Origin of the sequence: Streptomyces sp. SID13726 (assembly GCF_010548375.1) — a bacterium.
In the GTDB taxonomy this organism is placed as follows: Bacteria; Actinomycetota; Actinomycetes; order Streptomycetales; family Streptomycetaceae; genus Streptomyces.
In genome coordinates, this window is sequence record NZ_JAAGLY010000002.1 from 373712 (window position 1) to 396349 (window position 22638).

The 22638-nt window shown below is 71.4% G+C and carries 16 protein-coding genes, 2 pseudogenes and 2 riboswitches; of the genes and pseudogenes, 8 read left to right on the forward strand and 10 right to left on the reverse strand.

The window, feature by feature from the left end; translation table 11 throughout:
- Positions 1–17: 17 nt before the first annotated feature.
- Positions 18–371, reverse strand: coding sequence for a nuclear transport factor 2 family protein (locus G3I78_RS05745; protein WP_164421688.1), 354 nt, complete (start codon positions 369–371; stop codon positions 18–20).
- A 499-nt stretch (positions 372–870) separates the two neighbouring features.
- Between G3I78_RS05745 and G3I78_RS51715 the strand changes: the two are divergent.
- Positions 871–1008, forward strand: a pseudogene (locus G3I78_RS51715) (transposase); the annotation flags it as partial.
- A 295-nt stretch (positions 1009–1303) separates the two neighbouring features.
- Here the strand turns inward: G3I78_RS51715 and G3I78_RS05755 are convergent.
- Genes G3I78_RS05755 through G3I78_RS05770 form a run of 4 tightly spaced genes read right to left on the reverse strand, consistent with a single transcriptional unit; the run spans position 1304 to position 4554 of the window.
- Positions 1304–1696: a (2Fe-2S) ferredoxin domain-containing protein gene (locus G3I78_RS05755; RefSeq protein ID WP_164421690.1), complete on the reverse strand. Its 393-nt coding sequence runs from the start codon at positions 1694–1696 to the stop codon at positions 1304–1306.
- A complete protein-coding gene (locus G3I78_RS05760) occupies positions 1686–2504 on the reverse strand; it encodes an ABC transporter ATP-binding protein (protein ID WP_164421691.1) in 819 nt (272 codons plus the stop codon). The genes G3I78_RS05755 and G3I78_RS05760 overlap by 11 nt, the downstream gene beginning before the upstream one ends.
- Positions 2501–3514 carry an iron chelate uptake ABC transporter family permease subunit gene (locus tag G3I78_RS05765; RefSeq protein WP_164421692.1) on the reverse strand — a complete coding sequence of 338 codons (1014 nt, stop codon included), beginning with the start codon at positions 3512–3514 and terminating at the stop codon, positions 2501–2503. Before G3I78_RS05765 ends, G3I78_RS05760 begins: the two co-directional genes overlap by 4 nt.
- Complete coding sequence (locus G3I78_RS05770) at positions 3511–4554, reverse strand: ABC transporter substrate-binding protein (RefSeq protein ID WP_203614407.1); 1044 nt, start codon at positions 4552–4554, stop codon at positions 3511–3513. Before G3I78_RS05770 ends, G3I78_RS05765 begins: the two co-directional genes overlap by 4 nt.
- 53 nt (positions 4555–4607) lie before the next feature.
- A riboswitch (cobalamin riboswitch) is annotated at positions 4608–4784 on the reverse strand.
- A gap of 188 nt (positions 4785–4972) precedes the next feature.
- Between G3I78_RS05770 and folP the strand changes: the two genes are divergently transcribed.
- Positions 4973–5857 (forward strand): dihydropteroate synthase, encoded by an 885-nt coding sequence (gene folP, locus G3I78_RS05775; protein ID WP_239157634.1) that lies wholly within the window; start codon positions 4973–4975, stop codon positions 5855–5857.
- Between the two features lie 90 nt (positions 5858–5947).
- Here the strand turns inward: folP and G3I78_RS05780 are convergent, their stop codons facing one another.
- Positions 5948–7357 carry an XRE family transcriptional regulator gene (locus G3I78_RS05780; RefSeq protein WP_164421693.1) on the reverse strand — a complete coding sequence of 470 codons (1410 nt, stop codon included), beginning with the start codon at positions 7355–7357 and terminating at the stop codon, positions 5948–5950.
- Positions 7358–7738: 381 nt separating this feature from the next.
- Between G3I78_RS05780 and aceA the strand changes: the two genes are divergently transcribed.
- The 6 genes and pseudogenes from aceA (at position 7739) to G3I78_RS05810 (ending at position 17210) form a co-directional block, all read left to right on the forward strand.
- Positions 7739–9019, forward strand: coding sequence for an isocitrate lyase (aceA, locus tag G3I78_RS05785; RefSeq protein WP_164421694.1), 1281 nt, complete (start codon positions 7739–7741; stop codon positions 9017–9019).
- Between the two features lie 107 nt (positions 9020–9126).
- Positions 9127–10725, forward strand: coding sequence for a malate synthase A (gene aceB, locus G3I78_RS05790; RefSeq protein WP_164421695.1), 1599 nt, complete (start codon positions 9127–9129; stop codon positions 10723–10725).
- A complete protein-coding gene (locus tag G3I78_RS05795; RefSeq protein ID WP_164421696.1) occupies positions 10722–11591 on the forward strand; it encodes a 3-hydroxybutyryl-CoA dehydrogenase in 870 nt (289 codons plus the stop codon). The genes aceB and G3I78_RS05795 overlap by 4 nt, the downstream gene beginning before the upstream one ends.
- 186 nt (positions 11592–11777) lie before the next feature.
- Positions 11778–12013: riboswitch (cobalamin riboswitch) on the forward strand.
- A 168-nt stretch (positions 12014–12181) separates the two neighbouring features.
- Positions 12182–14500, forward strand: coding sequence for a 5-methyltetrahydropteroyltriglutamate--homocysteine S-methyltransferase (metE, locus tag G3I78_RS05800; RefSeq protein ID WP_164421697.1), 2319 nt, complete (start codon positions 12182–12184; stop codon positions 14498–14500).
- Positions 14501–14743: 243 nt separating this feature from the next.
- Positions 14744–15500, forward strand: a pseudogene (locus G3I78_RS05805) (dihydropteroate synthase).
- A gap of 324 nt (positions 15501–15824) precedes the next feature.
- On the forward strand, positions 15825–17210 hold the full coding sequence (locus tag G3I78_RS05810; protein ID WP_164421698.1) for an MFS transporter: 1386 nt from the start codon (positions 15825–15827) through the stop codon (positions 17208–17210).
- A 37-nt stretch (positions 17211–17247) separates the two neighbouring features.
- Here the strand turns inward: G3I78_RS05810 and G3I78_RS05815 are convergent, their stop codons facing one another.
- The 4 genes from G3I78_RS05815 to lnt all read right to left on the reverse strand — a co-directional run bounded on the left by G3I78_RS05815 (position 17248) and on the right by lnt (position 22481).
- Positions 17248–19188: a GAF domain-containing protein gene (locus G3I78_RS05815; protein ID WP_164421699.1), complete on the reverse strand. Its 1941-nt coding sequence runs from the start codon at positions 19186–19188 to the stop codon at positions 17248–17250.
- Positions 19189–19414: 226 nt separating this feature from the next.
- The gene (locus G3I78_RS05820; protein WP_164421700.1) at positions 19415–20215 is read right to left on the reverse strand and encodes a 3-hydroxybutyrate dehydrogenase; all 801 of its coding nucleotides are present in this window, start codon (positions 20213–20215) and stop codon (positions 19415–19417) included.
- 54 nt (positions 20216–20269) lie between these two features.
- Positions 20270–20749 carry an NUDIX domain-containing protein gene (locus G3I78_RS05825; protein ID WP_164421701.1) on the reverse strand — a complete coding sequence of 160 codons (480 nt, stop codon included), beginning with the start codon at positions 20747–20749 and terminating at the stop codon, positions 20270–20272.
- 118 nt (positions 20750–20867) lie between these two features.
- Positions 20868–22481, reverse strand: coding sequence for an apolipoprotein N-acyltransferase (lnt, locus tag G3I78_RS05830; RefSeq protein WP_164421702.1), 1614 nt, complete (start codon positions 22479–22481; stop codon positions 20868–20870).
- Between the last annotated feature and the right edge of the window lie 157 nt (positions 22482–22638).

Consider the following 22638-nt stretch of genomic DNA (forward strand, 5'->3'; position numbering starts at 1 on the left):
GTGCGGCCTGCGTGTGCTCAGGCGTGGAGCGGGGCAAGGTCGGCGTAGACCTGGGAGACACTCACCAGGTCGCCTTCGAAGGTCAGGACGTTGCACACGGGCAAGGTGACCGTCCTGCCGTCCTTGCGGCGGTACTCGATGTCGAACTGCACGGTGACGGCGTCGCCGATCTCGTGCATCGCGAGGATGTGGTGGCTGACGCCGTCGATCGTGTCCCAGAAGGCCGTCGTCGCCTTCTTCACGTTCTCCCGTCCGATGGTGGGCTCGGTGTTGGCGAAGACGGACCTCACGTCGGGCGTGAGGTGCGCGACGAACGCGTCCGCGTCGTGGCGGTCGGCGGCGGCGACGAGCGAGGCGATGTCGCGGGTCATGGCGTACTCCGTACGTTCTCGGGTGGCCCGGCAGGGCCGGAGGTGTTCTGGGGTCGCCTTCCAGGCTGCCGGACGCCGGCCCACAGTCGGACAGTCCCGTCAAAGAGTGCATCGAGACACCGACCGCGAGCGCCTGACATCTACGTGCCCCAGAACCTGCGACGAGCCCTCGCAAAGGCCCCTCGGGCCCGGCTGGCAAGAACGTCGTCGACAAGCAGCTGCCCAGCACCGAACCGAAGCTGATGCAGGTCTTCGACAAGCTCCGCGAGGAGAACGCCGGTCAGACGTCACCATCGAGGTGCCCGCCGGGGATCACTCAACCCGGATACCGTCGCCGGCTACCGAGGACAGCAGCGGGGATACGGCAGCCGACCCGCAGCGTTTGGCACAGTGAGCCTGGGGTTTGTGTGAAGTCGTGATCGATATCTGTGTTTCGCTGCCGCGCAGGAGTGATCGCGGCAGAACGCCGGTGTGACGCGCCGACAGCTCGGCGACGACCATTGGGAAGAACGGCCCTTACCCGGTGAAGCTGCGTGACGAGTTCGAGGGGGTGATCTGGCATCTCCGGTCCGGCGCTCAATGGCGCGAGATGCCCGAGGAGTTCGGCCCCCGGCCGGACGTCTACGGCCGATTCCGGGCCCAGGGGAACAGAACGGGCAGGATGCCCGAGACGATCCCGGCTGCCCCTCGGACGCCCTCGACCCGGCACTCCGCCGTGGCGCGCAGCCCCGGCATCACCGACGTAATCATCGTCAAGCGCCCGAGCCGCATTCAGGTGCCCGACGCCTGCTGTAAGGCGGACATCAGTGGAGGCACCGTACGCCGAGTCAGGCGCCGGTACGAGCTGAGAGGCCGGGGCTCACCAAGGTCGAGGGCCTGTACCCATCCCTGCTCGCCCTGCGAGCGAGCCAGGCAGGCCTCCGCCGCCTGGCTCAAGGTGTTCTCCGAGGCGGCGTGAAGACGTAGAGGTCGAGGATGTCGGGACACGGGGCGATACCCGGACCGCCGGCCTGGACCCAGGCGGCGATGTCCTCGGTGGCGTCGGAGTCGTTGACGAGGCCCAGCCAGACCGGACGAGCGCCGGTGGCGCGTGCGGCAGCGGAGGGTTGGACGACGATCACGTTGGCGTGCTCGCAGACGTCGAGGCAGTCAACGATGCGAACGGGGACCTTCGCGGTGAGGTGAGCGACCTGCTGGTCGTGGTCGACTCCGGGCACCTTCGGGGTTCCGCAGCAGCAGTCCCGGCAGACGACGACGCGGCACGGTGCCGGTCCGGCGGGAACGTGCTGCGTGCGGGCTTCTTCGGAGTGCTGGTCAGGCGCCACTCGTCGTACTCCTCTTCCGGGACGGTTGCTTCGCCATGGGCACAGGGCGCGGGCGCAGGAAGCGGATCACCGGGTGGCCCGCATCGTGGGTGACCTCGGCCCGGACGCCGTAGACCCGCTCGATGAGGGCGGGGGTCAGGACCTCGGCCGGAGTTCCCTCCGTGACCGCGCGGCCGTCGGACAGGACGAGCAGGCGGTCGCAGTACATCGCGGCGAGGTTGAGGTCGTGCAGGGCGATCACGGTGGTGACCGGCAGGTCGGCGATCAGTTCCAGGAGGTCCAACTGGTGCTGGATGTCGAGGTGGTTGGTGGGTTCGTCGAGGAGGAGTTCGTGGGGCTGCTGGGCGAGGGCGCGGGCGATCTGGGTGCGTTGGCGTTCGCCGCCGGAGAGGGTGTGCCAGGACTGCTCGGCGCGGTCGGTCAGGCCGGTGCGGGCGAGGGCCTCGGTGACGGCTTCCGCATCGGCCGCCGTTGCCGGTGTCCAGGCCCGACGGTGCGGGATGCGGCCGAGCGCGACGACGTCCCGGACGGTCAGTTCGGTCTGGGTGTCGGCGTGCTGTTCGACGGTGGCGATACGGCGGGCGGTGGCCCGGCGGCCGAGTTCGGTGAGCGGGCGTCCGTCCAGGGTCACGACCCCGGCAGAGGCAGCCAGGACCCCGGCCAGCAGTCTCAACAGCGTTGACTTTCCTGAGCCGTTGGGGCCCAGGAGGCCGACGGTCTCGCCGGGGTGCAGGGCGAGGGTGACGCCGTCGACGACGACCTTGTCGCCCAGGCGCCGTACGACACCGGCCGCGTGGAGGCTGGTCATGTTCTCCTCCGTCCTCGGTAGAGCACGGCCACGAACGCCGGTACGCCGATGAGGGACGTCACCACGCCCACCGGAACCTCCTGGGGGTCGAGGACGGTACGGGCCAGGGTGTCCACCCACACCAGGAACACGGCCCCGGTCAGCGCGGTGACCGGCAACAGCCTGGCGTGGCCCGCGCCGGTGAGGGCGCGCGTCGCGTGCGGGAGGACCAGGCCGACGAAGCCGATCGCGCCGGCGCAGCTCACCAGGGCGGCGGTGAGCAGCGCGGTGGCGCAGAGCAGGACCAGGCGGGTGCGGGCGACCCGCACCCCGAGTCCCGCGGCGGCCTCGTCGCCGAACGCGAAGGCGTCCAGGGTGCGGGCGTACCCGAGGCAGACGGCCAGGACGACGGCGAGCACGGTCGTGCAGAGCAGCACCTGTCCCCAGTCGGCGCCGGAGAGCGAGCCCAGCAGCCAGAACAGCACGCCCCGGGTGGTCTCGGCATCCGCGGAGGTCAGGACGATGAACGAGGTCAGCGCCGAGAACAGCTGCATCGCCGCGACCCCGGACAGCACGACCCGGTCGGTGCTGCCGCCCAGGGTGTGGCTGAGCAGCAGGACCAGGGCGAAGGAGAGCAGCGCGCCGAGGAAGGCGCCCGCCGACAGGGACACCACTCCCCCGCCGACGCCCAGCACGACCACGGCGACCGCTCCCGTGGACGCGCCGGAGGAGACGCCCAGCACGAAGGGGTCGGCGAGCGGGTTGCGCAGCAGGGACTGCATCACCGCCCCGCACACCGCGAGTCCGGCCCCGCAGACCGCGGCGAGCAGGGTGCGCGGCATCCGCAGGTTCCACACGATGCCGTCCCGCAGCGGCGCCAACTCGCTTTCGCCGAAGCCGAGATGGGCCGCGACGGCAGCCCAGACGTCCCCGGTGGAGATGTCCGCCGGTCCGATCGTCACGGCCACGGCGACCGAGACGAGCAGCGCGACCAGTCCGCCGCCCGTCAACAGCAGCGTACGGAAGGTCACTTGGCGAGTCCGAAGTCGCGCAGACCGGCCGCGACCTTCTCGATCCCCTCGACCGTGCGGAGGGACGGGTTCATCGCCTGCCCGCTCAGCAGGACGTACCGCTTCTTCTTCACGGCGGTCAGGTTGCGGGTGGCCGGGTTGGTCTCCAGGAAGCGGATCTTCGCCGCCGCGGTCTCGGCGGTCTGCTGCTTGCGCGTCAGGTCGCCGATCACGATCACGTCGGGGTCACGGTCGGCCACGGTCTCCCAGCTGATCTGGGGCCACTCGTCGCGGGTGTCGGAGAAGGCGTTCTCGGCGCCGACCGCGCGGGTGATGGCGCCCGGGGCACCGCAGCAGCCGGCGAGGTAGGGCGACTGGGAGTTGGCGAACCAGTACATGAGGGAGACGTCGGAGGCGTCCATGCCGTCGGTGGCCTTGCTCACCCGCTGCTTCAGCTCGGCGACCAGCTTGTCGCCGCGGGCATCGACGCCGAACGCGTGGGCCAGGTCGTGTATCTCGCCGTACACCGCGTCGAGGGTCAGGGGCTCGCTGCGCGAGCCGTCGCCGCCGCTGTCGTTGTCCTTGCCGGAGCAGTCGGAGGGCGAGACGTACGTGGGTACGCCGAGCTTCTCGAACTGCTCGCGGGTGGCGACCCCGCCCTTGCCGAGGGTGGAGACGAAGGAGGCGGTCACGAAATCGGGTTCGGTGTCCAGGACCTTCTCGAAGGAGGGGGCGTTGTCCGCGAGCCTCGGCACGGAGGCGTTGGCCTTCTCCAGGTTCTTCAGCACCGGGTCGGTCCAGGTGGCCGTTCCGGCCAGGCGGTCGGCGAGGCCGAGGGAGAGCAGGATCTCGGTGGTGCCCTGGTTGAGGGAGACGGCCCGCTTCGGGGCCGACTTCAGGGTGACCTTGGCACCGCAGTTGTCGAGGGTGCGCGGATACCCCGACGCGGCGGACGGCTCGTCGCCCGCCGCCTCGCTGCCGGAGCCTCCGCAGGCGGTGAGCAGGAGAGCCGGGGCGAGCAGGAAGGCGGCGGGACGGAGGGCGTTACGGAGCACGGGCATGCCTCTGGGGTCGGGGCTCGTTCGCGGAGCCGGCCTACGGACGTCCCTCCGCGCGGGGGCGCGGAGGTGCCAGCAGGTCTTCGGACTCGGGTTCGTCCGGACGGGGCGCCTTCCCGGTCTCCCAGTGGCGATGTGCCCCGCCCGTCCCCCTCACCGCTGCGCGTCAGTTCCGGGTTCGCACCGGATTCCCTGGCCTCGGTTGTGGCTCGACTGGCCCGTCGAGGCTATCAAGATCGTCGTACGGTCGGGTCGTGCGCTTGGTCACGAGGCATGAGGTATCGGTGGTCCGGCGGGAGAGGCGCTACGTCCCGGCGACTCGGGCGTTGCTGTCTGGCCGATGCCCGCTTCCCTGCGGGGAGTTCGCCCGTCGCGTCGGCTCCGGTGCGGACGTGGCCGCCGGTCCGGACACAATGTGTTCATGAACGCTTACCGCGACCGGCCGCCCGGTGTCCCCGCGTGGGGCCGCTGCGGGGTGATGGGCGTCGTCGACGTCTCCCCCGGCTCCTTCTCGGACGGCGGGCCCCGGCTCGACGCCGACCGGGCCGTCGCGCACGGTCTGGAACTGGTCGGCCAGGGCGCCGACATCGTCGACGTCGGCGCGGAGTCGGCCCGTCCGGGCGCCGTACGGATCGCCCGGGACGAGGAACTGCTCCGCGTGCTGCCGGTCGTCCGGGCGCTGGCGGAGGACGGTGTGCTCGTCAGTGTGGACACCATGCGTGCCGAGGTGGCCGAAGCCGCCGTGGACGCGGGTGCGCGGATGATCAACGATGTCAGCGGTGGTCAGGCCGATCCCGGCATGGCGAAGGTGGTCGCCCGGTCGGGCGTCCCGTTCGTCCTCCTGCACCGGCGCGTGCGGTCCGTCGGCACGGCGGAGCCGGACGGCTCGGGCGGTGCGGTGAGCGAGGCCGTCGCCGAGGCGGAGCAGCAGATGGCCGCCCTGGTGGCCGCGGGAGTCGATCCGAGTCAGTTGATCATCGATCCCGGGCTGGGCATCGCCACGCGAACCCGGGCGGACGACTGGGCCCTGCTGGCCGGACTGGATGCCTGGCGGCGCCTCGGTCGCCCGCTCCTGATCGCGGCCTCCCGCAAGCGGTTCCTGGGCACGCTCCTTGCCGACCCGACGACCGGCGATCCCCGGCCGCCCCGTGCCCGGGACGCCGCGACCGCCGCCGTGTCCGCGATCGCCGCCGCTCAGGGCGCCTGGGCGGTACGGGTGCACGAGGTGCGGGCCACGGCCGACGCGGTCCGCGTCGAGGCGGCGATCAGGACGGCCAGGGCCTCGGGGGCCGACGCGGACCGGTGACCGGGGTTCGGCGCCCGTGAGGGTACGACTCCGCTGAGGCGCATTGAGCCACGGGACGGTGCCGGGTGCGTCGGGCCGTCTCCCGTACGGTCACGCGGCCCCGTCGTCCCGGACCGGATACGGCACGAACGTGCTGCTGTTCTGGTCGATGAGCAGGGGACGGCCCAGCGGTGGCACGGCTCGCTGGGAGCAGCCGAGGCGTTCGCAGACCCGGCAGCCCATGCCGATCGGGGTCGCGGCGGAGGCGTTGGCGAGGTCGAGGCCGTCGGAGTAGACGAGCCGGTGGGCATGGCGGATCTCGCAGCCCAGGCCGATGGCGTAGGTACGGCCGGGTTCGCCCCAGCCCCCACGGTGTCGGGTGACGGCCCGCGCGGTCCACAAGTACCGCTGTCCGTCGGGCATTTCGGCGATCTGGACGTGGATGCGGCCGGGCGCGGCGAACGCCTCGTAGACGTTCCACAGCGGGCAGGTGCCGCCGGCCCGCGAGAAGGGGAAGCCGCTCGCCGACTGGCGCTTGGAGAGGTTGCCCGCCCGGTCGACGCGGACGAAGGAGAACGGGACGCCGTGCAGCCGGGGCCGTTGGAGGGTGCTGAGGCGGTGGCAGACGGTCTCGTAGCCGAGGCCGTAGTGGTCGCAGAGCCGTTCGATGTCGTAGCGGGCGTCCTCGGCCGCCGTGTGGAACGCGGTGTACGGCAGGATCAGCGCGGCGGCGAAGTAGTGCGCGATGCCGATGCGGGCCAACGCGTGGGTGGGTGAGCCGGGTTCGAAGTCCTCGGCGGCCTGGCGGTCGAGGTCGTCGCCGTGCTCCAGCAGGGCGAGTTGGGTCGCCATGCGGAAGGCCCGCCGGCCGGGTCGCAGGCGGGCGGAGAGGTGGAGGGTGCGGCTTCTCTCGTCGTAGTGGTGCAGCCGTTCGCCGGGTTCCGTGTCGAGCCGGATGCCGTGGGCGTCCGCGAGGCGTGCGGTGAGGGCCCCGATCACCTCACCGGCCCGGACGCCGATCCGCGCGGCCAGCCGCTCGGCCGCGAGGTCGGTGTCGTGGAGGTAGTTCTGCCTGCGGTAGAAGAAGTCCCGGATCTCCTCGTGGGGCGAGCGCGGCGGTTCCACGCCGATGTCACGGCCGTCGGCCGCCCCCGCGAGCCGTTCGGCCAGCTGCTGGTTGCGGTTGCCGAGATCGAGGAGGACCTGCGCGACGTCGGGCATCCGTGAGGCCAGCTCGGCGAGGTCGGACGGGGAGACCCGGGCGGCGTCGATCTCTCCCGTCAGTGCCTCTCGCAGGTCGGCCACGAGCCGGGCCGTGTCACGTTCGGAGAAGAAGCTCGCGTCGACGCCGAAGGTCTCCGTGAGCCTGAGCAGGACGGGCACGGTGAGCGGGCGGGAGTCGTGCTCCATCTGGTTCAGATAGCTCGGGGAGATGGCCAGGACCCGGGCGAGCTCCGCCTGGCTCATCCGGCGTTCCTCGCGCAGCCTCCGCAGCCGTACCCCCGCATAGATCTTGCTCACCCTGTGCTCCTCCGGGCCCGGGACGCATCCGGGTCAGCGTACGGGAAACGGTCCCCGTCCAGCCCTTCGCAAGATTGGCAAACTCCGGCTAGAAGATTCGCAGAACTTGGCACGCGTCCACGCTTGATGGCACTCAGTGCCAGTGTCACAGTTCTTGTGCGGCCCGCCGGACCCGGCAGGCGCCACCCGCCCCCGGGGCGCGATTTATGCCCTGACGTCGGAGATCCCGGCAGTGGTGGCGCCTTCACGCCGGCAGCATTGCTCACCTTCACCCTCCGGGGCGGCGGCGGGCCGCATCCCATAGAGCGACACGCAGTGCCACTCCTGTCGAGAACGACCCGGGATTGGCAGACGCAACAGACCGAGGAGACGGTGACAGTCATGGCAGAGGCGAGCACGCAGGCGGCCGAGGAACTGACGCGGCGCTGGGCCACCGACCCCCGCTGGCAGGGCATCGAGCGCACCTACAGCGCCGAGGACGTCATACGGCTCTCCGGCAGCGTCCGCGAGGAGTCCACCCTGGCCCGGCGCGGCGCCGAGCGGCTGTGGCGCCAGCTGCACGAGCAGGACTACATCCACGCGCTCGGCGCGCTCACCGGCGGCCAGGCCGTGCAGCAGGTCAAGGCCGGGCTCCAGGCCATCTACCTGTCCGGCTGGCAGGTCGCCGCCGACGCCAACCAGGCCGGACACACCTACCCCGACCAGAGCCTGTACCCGGCCAACTCCGTTCCCCAGGTGGTCCGTCGGATCAACAACGCCCTGCTCCGGGCCGACCAGATCGCCGTCAGCGAGGGCGACCGCACTGTCGACTGGCTCGCGCCGATCGTCGCCGACGCGGAGGCCGGGTTCGGCGGTCCGCTGAACGCCTTCGAGCTGACCAAGGCGATGATCACGGCGGGCGCGGCCGGCATCCACTACGAGGACCAGCTCGCCTCGGAGAAGAAGTGCGGGCACCTCGGCGGCAAGGTCCTGGTGCCGACCTCGCAGCACATCCGCACCCTCAACGCGGCCCGCCTCGCCGCCGACATCGCCGACGTGCCGACCGTGATCATCGCCCGGACCGACGCGCTCGCCGCCAACCTGCTCACCACCGACGTGGACGAGCGCGACGCCGAGTTCGTCACCGGCGAGCGCACGGCGGAGGGCTTCTACCGGGTCCGCAACGGCATGGCCCCCGTCATCTCGCGCGGTCTGGCCTACGCCCCGTACGCGGATCTGATCTGGGTGGAGACCGGCACGCCGGACCTGGCGCAGGCCCGCGAGTTCGCCGAGGCGATCCACGCGCGGTACCCGGACCAGATGCTCGCCTACAACTGCTCGCCGTCCTTCAACTGGAAGGCGGCTCTCGACGACGACCAGATCGCCAAGTTCCAGCGGGAGTTGGGGGCGATGGGCTACCGCTTCCAGTTCATCACGCTGGCCGGGTTCCACTCCCTCAACCACGGCATGTTCGACCTCGCACGGGGTTACGCCGAGCACGGCATGACCGCGTATGTCGACCTTCAGGAGCGGGAGTTCGCGGCGCAGGCGCACGGCTTCACCGCCGTCAAGCACCAGCGTGAGGTCGGGACGGGGTACTTCGACCTGGTCTCCACGGCCGTCAATCCCACCTCCTCGACCACGGCGCTGGCCGGGTCCACGGAGGAGGAGCAGTTCCACTAGGCCGGCCGCACGGCGGGCGTCCGGTCCGCCGCCGGCCGAGCGGGGGCCGCACGACCGTCTCCGTCCGCCCCCCGCTCCCCTCCTCTTCCCTCGCGCAGGAGAAACCGATGTCCACCAGTGCCCTCACCCACCACGTCCGCGTCCTCGCGACCCCCGGCGACCGTCACGACGAGATCCTCACCCCCGCCGCCCTCGACTTCGTCGGGCACCTGGCCGCGGCCTTCGGTGAGCGTCGGCAGTGGCTGCTCAAGGAGCGCCGGCGGCAGGTCCTGCGGCTGGCGAGCGGTTCCCCGCTCGAATTCCCGATGGTCACGGCCGCCGTCCGCGCCGACTCCGACTGGCGGGTCGTCCCGCCCGCCCCCGGGCTGACGGACCGGCGAGTGGAGATCACCGGTCCGCCCGAGCGCCGTATGGCGGTCAACGCGCTCAACTCCGGCGCCAAGGTGTGGATGGCGGACTTCGAGGATGCCACCGCCCCCACCTGGAACAACATCGTCGGCGGCCAGCTCACCCTGCTGGATGCCATCGAGCGCCGGATCGACTTCACCACGCCCGAGGGCAAGGAGTACCGGCTCGGTGACAGCTCCGGGCTCGCCACGATCATGGTGCGCCCGCGGGGTCTGCATCTCGAAGAGGAGCACCTGGAGTTCGACGGCCGCCCGGTGCCCGCCGCGCTCGTCGACTTCGGCCTGTACTTCTTCCACTGCGCGCAGCGTCAGATCGACGCCGGGTACGGCCCGTACTTCTACCTGCCCAAACTGGAGAACTGCTACGAGGCGCGGTTCTGGAACGACGTCTTCGTCACCGCCCAGGAGCTGCTCGGCATCCCGCGCGGCACGATCCGGGCCACCGTGCTCATCGAGACGATCACGGCCGCGTTCGAGATGGAGGAGATCCTCCACGAACTGCGCGAGCACAGCGCGGGGTTGAACGCCGGGCGCTGGGACTACCTGTTCAGCCTGATCAAGACCTTCGGGCACCGTACCGACTTCCTGCTCCCCGACCGGGCGAAGGTCACGATGACCGCCCCCTTCATGCGGGCGTACACCGAACTCCTGGTGCGCACCTGCCACAAGCGCGGTGCCCACGCCGTCGGCGGCATGGCCGCACAGGTCCCCGGCAAGGACCCGGCCGCGAACGAGGCCGCCCTCGCCACGGTCCGCCTCGACAAGGAACGCGAGGCCGAGGACGGCTTCGACGGCTCCTGGGTCGCCCACCCCGCACTCGTGCCGGTCTGCCGTGAGGTCTTCGACGGTGTCCTCGGCGACCGGCCGCACCAGCTCGACCGCACCCGGGACGACGTCGAGGTGACACCGGCCGACCTGTTGTCCGTACGCCGGATCAGCGGACCGCCCACCGCGGACGGGGTGCGGACCAACATCGCCGTCACGCTGCGGTACTTCGCCGCCTGGCTGCGCGGCCAGGGCGCGGTCGCCGTAGACGGTCTGATGGAGGACGCCGCCACCGCCGAGATCGCCCGCGTGCAGATCTGGCAGTGGCTCCGGCACCGCGTGATCGACCGGGAGAGCGTGGAACGGATACTCGACGACGAGGTCGTGGCGCTCGGTGCCGAGTACCCGTGGGCGCCCGTCGACGACATCCGCGCCCTCTTCGAACGCACCGCGATGACAGGCGAGTTGCCGCTGTTCTTCACCCCCGACGCCTACAGCCGTCACCTCGTCAAGCGGGCGGAGGCCCAGGCATGAGCACCGTGATCGAGCGCGTCGGCGTGGTCGGCGGCGGGCAGATGGGCGCCGGTATCGCCGAGGTGTGTGCCCGGGCCGGCCTCGACACCGTGGTCTGCGAGGTGGACGCGATCGCGGCCCACGCCGCACGTGATCGCGTGGCGGCGTCGCTGGACCGTGCCGTACGACGCGGCAAGCTGGCCCCGGACGCCGCCCGCGACGCACTCGCCCGGCTCGTGTTCACCGGCAGCCTGGACGACCTCGCCGACCGGCAGCTCGTCGTCGAGGCCGTCATCGAGAACCCGGACGCCAAGACCGAGATCTTCGCGGCCCTCGACAAGATCGTGACGGACCCGGCCGCCGTCCTGGCCACCAACACCTCCTCCCTGCCGATCATGCGGCTCGGCATGGCCACCGGCCGCGCGGACCGGGTCGTGGGCCTGCACTTCTTCAACCCGGTCCCCGTCCTGCCGCTCGTCGAGGTGGTCACCTCGCTGCACACCTCGGTGGAGACGACCGCGGCGGTCGAGGACTTCGCGACCCGTACGCTCGGCAAGACCGTGATCCGCTCCCAGGACCGCGCGGGCTTCGTCGTCAACGCCCTGCTCATCCCGTATCTGCTCTCAGCCGTCCGAATGGCCGAGTCCGGCTTCGCCACCGCCACCGACATCGACGCCGGCATGGAACTCGGCTGCGCCCACCCCATGGGCCCGCTCAAGCTCGCCGACCTGATCGGCCTCGACACCGTGGCCTCCATCGCCGAGTCGCTCTACGACGAGTTCCACGAACCCCTGTACGCCCCGCCGCCGCTGCTCCAGCGGATGGTGGAGGCCGGACTCCTCGGCCGTAAGAGCGGCCGCGGATTCCACACCTACGGCCAGGACTGAGGGCCTGGCACGACGCGGGCTGAGGGGCCCGCACCGCCGCAGGGTGAGGTCCCGCGCGGCGCGACTGGGAAGGGGGCGGGAAGCGCGTGTGCGGCGCTTCCCGCCCCTTCGTCCGGCACTCACCGGGTGTCCCGCGTCACCTTCCGGATGCTGGACGTCACTCCTCACCGCGGCGCGAAACCCCGTACGCTGACCGGAGCAGATGGTTCGCCCTGTCCGCCAGACAGGGCGTCGCAAGAGGGAACCCGGTGGAATTCCGGGACTGCCCCGCAGCGGTGAGTGGGAACGACCGCCGTCATACGCACTGGGCCCGACGAACAGGGTCTGGGAAGCGACGGCCAGTAGGTGTCCCGTACGGCTTCGTCCGTACGACCGGGACGTGCCCGCGAGTCCGAAGACCTGCCAACTGCCCGCGTGCGGACCACTCCGTGCGCGGACATCCCGGTGACCTCGTGGGCGGGTCGGCGTACACACCAGACGGAACGACCGTGCCTTTGCCGCGCGGGGTCGTCGCCGTCCGGTCCGTCACCCCTTCGCGCTCTCGTCCCGTCTCCGGGATCTCAGGGATTCATCTCGCGAAGGAGATCTCCGTGACAGCGAAGTCCGCAGCCGCGGCAGCACGGGCCACCGTGTACGGCTACCCCCGCCAGGGCGCGCACCGTGAACTGAAGAAGGCCATCGAGGGCTACTGGAAGGGCCGCGTCACCGCTGATGCCCTGAAGGCCGTGGCCACCGAACTGCGCCGCGCCAACTGGCAGTCACTGGCCTCAGCCGGCATCCACGAAGTGCCGACCGGCGACTTCTCGTACTACGACCACGTCCTCGACACCTCCGTCATGGTCGGCGCGATTCCGGAACGTCACCGGGCCGCCGTCGACGCGGACGTCCTGGACGGCTACTTCGCGATGGCCCGCGGCACCCAGGACGTGGCGCCGCTGGAGATGACGAAGTGGTTCGACACCAACTACCACTACCTGGTCCCGGAGTTGGGCCCGGACACCGAGTTCATCGCGAACTCCGCCAAGCAGGTCGGGGAGTTGAAGGAGGCCCTGGCTCTCGGGCTCACAGCCCGCCCGGTGCTCGTCGGCCCCGTCACCTACCTGCTCCTGTCCAAGCCGGCGCCCGGTGTGGCCGCGGACTTCGACCCGCTGACCCTGCTGGACCGGCTGCTGCCGGTGTACGCGTCCGTCCTCGCCGACCTGCGCGCGGCGGGCGCCGAGTGGGTGCAGCTCGACGAGCCTGCCCTCGTCCAGGACCGCACCCCGGCCGAACTCAACGCCGCCGCCCGCTCCTACCGTGACCTGGGCGCCCTCACCGACCGCCCGAAGCTGCTGGTCGCCTCCTACTTCGACCGGCTCGGCGACGCCCTGCCGGTGCTGGCCAAGGCCCCGGTCGAGGGACTCGCGCTGGACTTCACCGAGTCCGCCGCCGCCAACCTCGACGCCCTGGCCGCCGTGGGCGGGCTGCCCGGCAAGCGCCTGGTCGCAGGTGTCGTCAACGGCCGCAACATCTGGATCAACGACCTCCAGAAGTCCCTGACCACCCTCGGCACCCTCCTCGGCCTCGCCGACCGGGTCGACGTCGCCGCCTCCTGCTCCCTGCTCCACGTGCCGCTGGACGCCTCCGCGGAACGCGACATCGAACCGCAGATCCTGCGCTGGCTCGCCTTCGCGAAGCAGAAGACCGCCGAGATCGTCACCCTCGCCAAAGGCCTGGCCCAGGGCACCGACACGATCACCGCCGAACTCGCCGCCAACCGGGCCGACCTCGCCTCCCGGGCCGCCTCCCCCATCACCCGCGACCCCGCGGTACGCGCCCGCACCGAGGCCGTCACCGACACCGACGGCCGCCGCTCCCAGCCGTACACCGAGCGGGCCGCCGCCCAGCGCACCCACCTCGGCCTGCCGCTGCTGCCGACCACCACGATCGGCTCGTTCCCGCAGACCGGTGAACTGCGCACCGCCCGCGCCGACTTGAGGGCGGGCCGCATCGACACCGCCGGCTACGAGGAGCGCATCAAGGCCGAGATCCAGGAGGTCATCTCCTTCCAGGAGAAGACCGGTATCGACGTCCTCGTCCACGGCGAGCCCGAACGCAACGACATGGTCCAGTACTTCGCCGAGCAGCTCACCGGCTACCTGGCCACCCAGCACGGCTGGGTCCAGTCCTACGGCACCCGTTACGTGCGCCCGCCGATCCTGGCCGGCGACATCTCCCGCCCCGAGCCGATGACGGTGCGCTGGACGTCGTACGCCAACTCGCTTACCGAGAAGCCCGTCAAGGGCATGCTGACCGGTCCGGTCACGATGCTCGCCTGGTCCTTCGTCCGCGACGACCAGCCACTCGGCGACACCGCCCGCCAGGTCGCCCTCGCCCTGCGCGACGAGGTCAACGACCTTGAGGTGGCCGGGACTTCGGTCATCCAGGTCGACGAGCCCGCCCTGCGTGAGACGCTCCCGCTGCGCGCGGCGGACCGTGCCGGGTATCTGGCGTGGGCGACCGAGGCGTTCCGGCTGACCACCGCGGGCGTGCGTCCGGACACGCAGATCCACACCCACATGTGCTACGCCGAGTTCGGCGACATCGTCCAGGCCATCGACGACCTCGACGCCGACGTCATCAGCCTGGAGGCCGCCCGCTCCCACATGCAGGTCGCCCGTGAACTCGCCGCCCACGGCTACCCGCGCGAGGCGGGGCCGGGCGTGTACGACATCCACTCGCCGCGAGTGCCGAGCACGACCGAGGCAGCGGCGTTGCTGCGCAAGGGACTTGAAGCCATCCCGGCCGAACGGCTGTGGGTCAACCCCGACTGCGGCCTCAAGACCCGCGGCTGGCCCGAGACCCGGGAGTCCCTGGAGAACCTGGTCGCGGCCGCGCACCGGGTGCGCGGGGAGCTGCCCGCCTCCTGACGGCAGGTCCCCAGTGGGCCGGGACGCCACAAGCGTCCCGGCCCCGCCGGGCTGCGCCGCATTCCCACCCTCTCCACCGCGGTCGTCCCCGCGAGACTCGCCGCGCGGATGCCGGCCGTCGAGGACGATCCGAAAGCGGTCAGGTGGGTGCTTATTCATGGAGTCCGAGGTTCTGGTAGATCTCCGTCGTCACTGTGGAGAAGTTCATGGTCATGAAGTGCAGCAGATACCTCCCCCGTGGGAATCCGCCGCCCTGTGCTGGTCGGGATCGTCCACATCACCGCGGATTCGTTCTCGGACGGGAACAGATTCCTGACCCCGCACGCCGCGGTGGACCACGCCCGCCGGCTGCGCTTGGCGGGGGCCGACGTCATCGAACTCGGGCCCGCCGCAAGCCATCCCGGAGCACAGCAGGTCAGCGCCGCCAAGGAGATCAGGCAGCTGACCGACGTGGTCGAATCCCTGGTCGACGAGGGCGTCCCGGTCTCGGTCGACTCCTACCAACCCGCGACCCAGAAGTTCGCCGCCGCACACGGCGCCGCCTACGTCAACGACATCCATGCACTCCGTGCAGCGCCACGGCCCCGCCACCAAGGTGCACACCGACCCCACCGCGGTGTGCCGAGGAATCGAGGAGTTCTTCACCGATCGGCTGGAGGCTCTGGAGGCGGCCGGTATCGCTCACGACAGGCTGATCCTCGATCCGGGGCTCGGGTACTTCCTGGGCAGCGGTCCCGAACCGTCGCTGAGAACCCTGGCCGACCTGGAGCGGCTGAAAGCCCGCTTCGACGTACCGGTGCTCATCTCACCGTCCCGCAAGTCGTTCCTGCGGACTCTCACCGGTAGCGACGTCGCCGCGATCGGTCCGGCCACGCTGGCGGCGGAACTGTACGCCGCGCGCAGTGGGGCGGACTTCATCCGCACCCACGACGTCGGCGCCCTCCGCGACGCGCTCACGGTCTTCGCAGCCCTGGAGGCCGCCAAGGAAAGGGGGTGGTGACACCGCGATCGGCTGCTCGCCTACCGCCCGAGTGCTACCCGGCCGCAGGTACCGTCCGCTGGTCCGGTCCCGCGTAGGAGGCGAGGGGGCGGATGAGCGCGTTGACGCCCTCCGGTCGTGGCGCCTGCTGCAGAGCCACTCCCACCCTGATCCTCCCCTGAGGCCCGAGTTCAACGGAACGTAGTCAGCACCAACCCAGCATGGCGGCCGAACGCATACCCATGCCCCAAACTATGTTGTCCCACCACATGTGCGCCTGACCTGCGGATTTCTACGGTGTCCCGACACCCACCCGTCCCCACCGCACACGAGGAAGTGGCGCACATGGCCTCCGGAACCACCGCTCCCCCACCCCCCGCCAACCTCAACCGCATCGTCGCCGCCAGCCTCATCGGCACCACCATCGAGTGGTACGACTTCTTCCTCTACGGCTCCGCCGCCGCCCTGGTCTTCAACAAGCTGTTCTTCCCCGGCTCCGACCCGCTCGTCGGCACCCTGCTCTCCTTTCTGACGTACGCCGTCGGATTCGCCGCCCGCCCGCTGGGTGCCCTGGTGTTCGGGCACTACGGCGACCGGCTGGGCCGCAAGAAGCTGCTGGTGCTGAGCCTGTTGCTGATGGGTGGGGCGACCTTCGCGATCGGTCTGCTGCCGACGCACGCGACCGTCGGCACCGCCGCGCCCGTGCTGCTGACCCTCCTGCGTCTGGTGCAGGGCTTCGCGCTCGGCGGCGAGTGGGGCGGGGCCGTGCTGCTGGTGTCCGAACACGGCGACGCGCGGCGGCGCGGGTTCTGGGCCTCGTGGCCGCAGACCGGGGCGCCCGCGGGCCAACTCCTCGCCACCGGTGTGCTGTCGCTGCTGACGGCCGTCCTGTCGGACGCGGCGTTCGGCAGCTGGGGCTGGCGGATTCCGTTCCTGCTCTCGGGTGTCCTGGTGGTCGTCGGCCTGTGGATCCGGCTGTCCGTCGACGAATCCCCGGTGTTCAAGCAGGCGTTGGCGCAGGCAGAGGCACGCAAGGCGGCGCGGGACGGTGAGAGCGAGAAACTGCCGATCGTGTCCGTGCTGCGCCATCACTGGCGCGACGTGCTGGTCGCGATGGGCGCGCGCATGGCGGAGAACATCAGCTATTACGTCATCACCGCGTTCATCCTCGTCTACGCCACCACCTCGGCCGGTGTCTCCAAGCAGACCGCCCTCAACGCGGTGCTGATCGCCTCCGCCGTGCACTTCGCGGTGATCCCCGCCTGGGGCGCCCTGTCGGACCGGGTGGGCCGCCGCCCCGTCTACCTGCTCGGCGCGGTCGGCGTGGGGTTGTGGATGTTCCCGTTCTTCTCGCTCATCGACACCGGTGGCTTCGGCAACCTGCTCCTCGCCGTGACCGTCGGGCTGGTCCTGCACGGCGCCATGTACGCGCCCCAGGCGGCCTTCTTCTCCGAGATGTTCGCGACCAGGATGCGCTACTCCGGTGCCTCCATCGGCGCCCAGTTCGCCTCGGTCGCGGCCGGTGCCCCCGCCCCGCTGATCGCCACCGCCCTGCTGGCCGACTACGACAGCTCCACCCCGATCGCCCTGTACGTCATCGCCGCGGCCGTCCTGACGGTCGTCGCCGTCGGTGTCGCCAAGGAGACGCGGCACCGGGACCTGGCCGAGGTCGACACGGCCGAGGAGACTGCGTCGGCCAAGGCCCCCGCGGCTGACGCGCGAGCTGTCTGAATCACGGTCTGCCCCCGTACGCCCACGCGTACGGGGGTCACCGGCCTGTCTGGGCAGCGGCAGGACGCGCCCGCCCCGACAACAGGTGCAGCCGCAGGGCCAGTTGGATCTCCAGGATCCGGGCGGGGCTCTGCCAGTCCTCGCCCAGCAGGCGGCCCACCCGCTCCAGTCGCTGGGCGACGGTGTTCACGTGGACGTGCAGTTCGTCCTTGGTGCGCGCCGGGCTCATCCCGCAGGCGAAGTACGCGTCGAGGGTCCGCAGGAGATCGGTGTTGCGCCGGTCGTCGTAGGCGACCACCTGGCCGATCGTGCGCTCGACGAAGCCTTGGATGTCCCGGTCGCCGGCCAGCAGCAGGCCGAGGAACCCGAAGTCCTGGGCCGCGGCCCCGTCGCCCGAACGGCCCAGGAGGCGCAGAGTCTCCAGGCAGCGGCGCCCCTCCTCATAGGCCGCGGCCACGGTGTCGGGTTGAGCGGCGAGGTCGCGCACCGGCGCGGAGGCGCCGACGGTGACGGCCTCGTGGACGGCGGTGCCGAGGTGCCCGGCGGTGCGGCGGGCGAGTTCGGTGGCCGTGTCCCCCTCGGTGAGCGGGAGCAGCAGGACCGTGCCGCCGTCGCGGGCCGCGGCCAGGCCGTGCCGGGTGGCGGCAAGGTGGGAGGCGGCGGACCACAGGCGTCTGCGGGCGGCGGCCTCCAGGTCGGCGTCGGCCGCGGAGCCGTCCAGGCGGGCGGCCAGCACCACATGGGTGGCGTCGAGGTCGGCGTGCAGCCTGGCGGCTCGTTCGCGCAGCAGGCGTGGGTCGTGGTCCCGGACGTCGAGGAGGTCGTCCAACAGCTCGCCCCGCACCCGTTGTTCGGCCTCGGCGGCGGAGCGTCTGGCCAGCAGGAGCAGCGAGGTGACCATGGCGGCACGCTCCAGGGTGCGCTGGTCGACGGGGTCGAGTCCGGGGCGGCCGCGCAGCACGAGCGCGCCGAGCAGTTCGCCTCCGGCGGCGACGGCGGCGATCCAGTCGTCCTTGTGCCGCACCGCGTGTCCTTCGGCGCGGGAGGACTCCAGTGCCTCGGCCGGTGCCGTCTCGGCGAACTCGACCCTGCCGTCGAGGATCTCGGAGACGGCCGCCGCCACGTCGTGCACCCCACCGCCACGCAGCACGAGTTCCGCGAGCCGGTCGTGGACGTCGGAGGCGCGCTCGATGACCCCGCTGTGGTCCCGGATGATCGCGTTGGCCCGCTCCAGTTCGGTCAGGGCGGAGCGGGTCTCGGTGAGCAGGTTCGCGGTGTCGATGGCGGCCGCGGCCAGCGCGGCGAAGGAGCCGAGCAGGGCGATCTGCTCCCGCTCGAAGACCCGGGCCCGCCGGTCCGCCGCGAACAGCACCCCGATCACGTGGTGCCCGAGCGTCAGCGGCACGCCGAGGATCGCGACCAGGCCCTCGTCCCGTACGCCCGCGTCGATGGCGAGGGTGTGCTGGAAGCGGTCGTCCTTGAAGTAGTCGTCGGTGACGTAGGGGCGGGAGGTCTGGGCGACCAGTCCGCCGAGCCCCTCGCCCATGCCGAGCCGCAGTTGCTGGAAGCGGGCGGCGACCGAGCCCTCGGTGACCCGCATGTAGGTGTCGCCGCGCGCCGGGTCGTTCAGGCTGAGGTACGCCACGTCCGTGCCGAGCAGTGAGCGGGCGCGCTGCACGATGGCCCGCAGCACCGCGTCGAGGTCCCTGAGGCCGGCCAGGTCGTGGGCGGTCTCGAACAGGGCGGACAGCTCTGCCTCCCGGCGTCGGCGCCCCTCCAGCTCCGAGCGCACCCGCAGCGCGAGCACCTTGGCCTCTTCGAGCGCGGTGATCCGCTCGGCCGGCCTGCCCTCGGCGCGGGCGATCAGCACCGGCTGTTCGTAGGCGTCGGCGGAGGCGCCCCTGGCCAGCAGTTCGAGGAAGGGGGCCTCGGCACTGCCGACGGGACGCTCGGCGGACTGCACGTGATCGCGGGACATGCCCACAGGATTGCTCATCGCAAGCTCACCCCGTCAGGCCTGTGGAAAACTCCGGGCCGGGTGCCCGGACCCGGTGCCTGGCCCAGCCCACACCGGTCCGGCCCACCCCAGTCCGGCCCACCCCGGCCCAGCCCACACCGGTCCGACCCACCCCAGTCCGGCCCACCCGGGTCCAACCCAGCCCACCCCGGTCCGCGGAGCCGGCGCCTCGCACCGCTCTCGCCGCTCAGTGCGCGGTCCAGCCGCCGTCGAGGACGAGCGAGGTGCCGGTCACGAAGGACGCCTGGGGGCTGCACAGATAGGCCACGGCCTCGGCGACCTCCTCCGGCTCGATGAGTCGCTTGAGGGCGCTGTCCTGGAGCAGTACCTTGGAGATCACCCGCTCCTCGGGGATGCCGTGCGCCCGGGCCTGGTCGGCTATCTGCCGCTCGACCAGTGGGGTGCGCACATAGGCGGGGTTCACACAGTTCGAGGTCACTCCATGGGGGGCTCCTTCGAGGGCGGCCGTCTTGGACAGGCCCTCCAGTCCGTGTTTGGCGGCTACATAGGCCGACTTGTAGGCCGAGGCGCGCAGGCCGTGGACCGAGGACACGTTGACGATCCGCCCCCAGCCCTGTCCGTACATGTGCGGCAGGGCGCCGCGGATGAGCCGGAACGGCGCCTCCAGCATCACGGTGAGCACCGTGTGGAACACCTCGGGCGGGAACTCCTCGATGGGGCGCACCAGTTGGAGGCCGGCGTTGTTGACGAGGACGTCGGTGCCCGCGGCGGCGTGTTCCGCGGCATCCAGGTCGGTGAGGTCCAGGACGAGCGGTTCCAGGGTGCCTGCCAGTCCCGCGGACCGCTCCGCGAGCGCCTCCAGACCGGCCGCGTCCCGGTCGACCGCTCTGACCTTGGCCCCGGCCGCCGCGAGCCGCAGCGCACAGGCCCGGCCGATGCCTCCGGCGGCGCCGGTGACGAGGGCGGTGCGGCCGCCGAGGTCGAGCGTGGGGGCGTGGGGGCCCGGGTGGGCGCTGCGAGCGGTCATGGTCCGAGCCTAGGCAGCTCCCACCCGGCACTACATATGGTCAGAGCCCATACTTCACTCGGAACTCATGGTGTCGAACCATGTGGGTCCATCCACCAGCGCCTGCTTGATCCGCAGCAGCCCGAACTCGTTCAGGTCCGGCAGGGCGTCCACCGCGAACCACCCCACCTCCAGGGACTCGTCGTCGTTCACCCGTGCCTCGCCGCCGACGGCCCGGCAGCGGAACGAGATGTCCATGTACTGGCAGACGTCGCCGTTGTCGTACGTCACGGGCTTGAGGGCCTGGACCAGGACCACGCGCTCGACGACGCAGTGCACGCCCGTCTCCTCCTCGACCTCGCGCACGGCGCAGGCCGCGGGCTGCTCCCCCGGCTCCGGGATGCCGCCGAGCAGCGACCACTTGCCGGTGTCCGAGCGGCGGTTGAGCAGCACTCTGCCCGCGTCGTCGAGGACGATGGCGCTCACTCCGGGAAGCCAGAGCGGGGCGTGCCCGATGGACGCGCGCAGGGTGCGGATGAAGTCAGGAGTAGCCATGGCTCCGACCCTAACCGGCGGCTCCCGCCCCTCCGGTGATCTTGCCGGGACGTACCGCCGGAATACGGCCAGGCGTCACCGGGCCGGCAGGCCTCACGCGTCACCGGGGCCGGCAGCCTCACGCGTCCCCGGCGCGCCGCCTGCGCACCCCCGCGCCGATCGCCCAGCCGAGTCCGCCCGCAGCGACCAGCACCAGGGCCATCTCGGGCAGAACGCCGAGCCGGGTGGCCGGGGTCTCCGACGACCGCAGCGGCACCTTCTGCACCAGCGAGTCGGCGACGAACATGCCCGTCTTCTGCGTGATCCTGCCGTCCGGCATGATGATCGCGCTGACCCCGCTGGTCACCGGGACGGTGACGGTCCGGCTGTGCTCGACGGCACGCACGCGTGACATGGCGAGCTGCTGGTAGGTCATCTCGCTGCGGTCGAAGGTCGCGTTGTTGCTCGGCACCGAGATCAGCTGGGCGCCGTCGGTGACCTCGGAGCGCACGGCCCAGTCGAAGGCGGCCTCGTAGCAGGTGACCAGTCCGACCTTGGCGTTGGCCATCTGGAAGACGCCGGGCTCGGTGCCCCGGCTGAAGTCCTGGCGGACCATGGAGGTCCAGTTCTTGTTCAGCGCGCCGATGAGCGAGCGCAGCGGCAGGTACTCGCCGAACGGCTGGATCTGCCGCTTGTCGTAGGTGTCCGTGGGGCCCTTCACCGGGTCCCACAGGATCTGCTCGTTGTAGAGCTTGCCGTTCCGCTCGACGACTCCGCCGACCGAGATGGGTGCGCCGATCGCCTTGGCGGCCTGGTCGATGACGGCGGCCGCGTCCGCGTTGGCGAACGGGTCGATGTCGGAGGAGTTCTCGGGCCACAGCACGATGTCGGGCTTCTCGACCTTGCCGGCCTTGACCTCGGCGGCGAGCCGCTCCGTCTCGCGCGCGTGGTAGTCGAGGACGGCCCGTCGCTGGGCGTTGAACTCCAGTCCCGCGCGCGGGACGTTGCCCTGGATGGCCGCGACGGTCACGGTGCCGTCCTCGGCCTTGTCGCTGACCAGCGTCCGTGCCGCGAGCGCCCCGGCCACCGGTACGGCCACGCTCAGCAGGGCCACGGCGGCCGCGGGACGCCGTACGGCACCGGTGCCCCGCCGCTCCACGACCAGCCGGACGATCTCGAAGAGGCCGAAGCCGCACAGGACGACGGCGAAGCCGAGCACCGGGGTGCCGCCCACCGCGGCGAGCGGCAGGAAGACGCCGTCCGCCTGGCCGAACGCGATCTTGCCCCAGGGGAAGCCGTTGAACGGCGCACGCGCGCGTGCCGCTTCTCCGGCGATCCACACGGCGGCGGCCCACACCGGAGAGCCGGGCAGCTTCGACACCGCGGAGACGCCCACGCCGACCAGCCCGATGAAGATCGCCTCGATCGCCGCCAGGGCGATCCACGGCACCGGGCCGACCTCGACGCCGGTCCACACCAGCAGGGGCAGCAGGAAGCCCAGGCCGAAGAGATAGCCGAGACCGAAGGCCGCCTTCCAGCCACGGCCGCGCAGCACCCAGCCGAAGACGGCGAAGGCGGGCAGGGCCAGCCACCACAGGGTGCGGGGCGGAAAACTGACGTAGAGCAGCACTCCGGAGAGCGCCGCTGCGGCGGCCGGGACGAGGCGGCGGAGCCGGGCGGCCCAGCGGGAGGCAGCCGGGGGCCGCGGCTCCAGCCGGTCCGATTCGTCCACGGAAGTTGCGGTGACGGTCACCCGGGGAGTGTACGGCGGTTGACCTTGGCATCGACAGCGCGGTCCGCCCGGTGACCGGGGCCGCGCCCGTGGTCCCGTGCCACGTCGTTCCAGTGCAACGCGGCACAACTCGTCCACAAATCGCCCATCAGCCGTTACGGTGTGCCCGAGTCTCTGT

What these genes read in the sequence shown, in the direction of transcription:
- G3I78_RS05820 (WP_164421700.1), bottom strand. Translation starts at nt 20,215, where the DNA reads ATGACCGCTCGCAGCGCCCACCCGGGCCCCCACGCCCCCACGCTCGAC.
- G3I78_RS05745 (WP_164421688.1), bottom strand. Translation starts at nt 371, where the DNA reads ATGACCCGCGACATCGCCTCGCTCGTCGCCGCCGCCGACCGCCACGAC.
- folP (WP_239157634.1), top strand. Translation starts at nt 4,973, where the DNA reads ATGAACGCTTACCGCGACCGGCCGCCCGGTGTCCCCGCGTGGGGCCGC.
- G3I78_RS05770 (WP_203614407.1), bottom strand. Translation starts at nt 4,554, where the DNA reads ATGCCCGTGCTCCGTAACGCCCTCCGTCCCGCCGCCTTCCTGCTCGCC.
- G3I78_RS05810 (WP_164421698.1), top strand. Translation starts at nt 15,825, where the DNA reads ATGGCCTCCGGAACCACCGCTCCCCCACCCCCCGCCAACCTCAACCGC.
- aceB (WP_164421695.1), top strand. Translation starts at nt 9,127, where the DNA reads ATGTCCACCAGTGCCCTCACCCACCACGTCCGCGTCCTCGCGACCCCC.
- G3I78_RS05760 (WP_164421691.1), bottom strand. Translation starts at nt 2,504, where the DNA reads ATGACCAGCCTCCACGCGGCCGGTGTCGTACGGCGCCTGGGCGACAAG.
- G3I78_RS05825 (WP_164421701.1), bottom strand. Translation starts at nt 20,749, where the DNA reads ATGGCTACTCCTGACTTCATCCGCACCCTGCGCGCGTCCATCGGGCAC.
- G3I78_RS05795 (WP_164421696.1), top strand. Translation starts at nt 10,722, where the DNA reads ATGAGCACCGTGATCGAGCGCGTCGGCGTGGTCGGCGGCGGGCAGATG.
- aceA (WP_164421694.1), top strand. Translation starts at nt 7,739, where the DNA reads ATGGCAGAGGCGAGCACGCAGGCGGCCGAGGAACTGACGCGGCGCTGG.
- G3I78_RS05815 (WP_164421699.1), bottom strand. Translation starts at nt 19,188, where the DNA reads ATGTCCCGCGATCACGTGCAGTCCGCCGAGCGTCCCGTCGGCAGTGCC.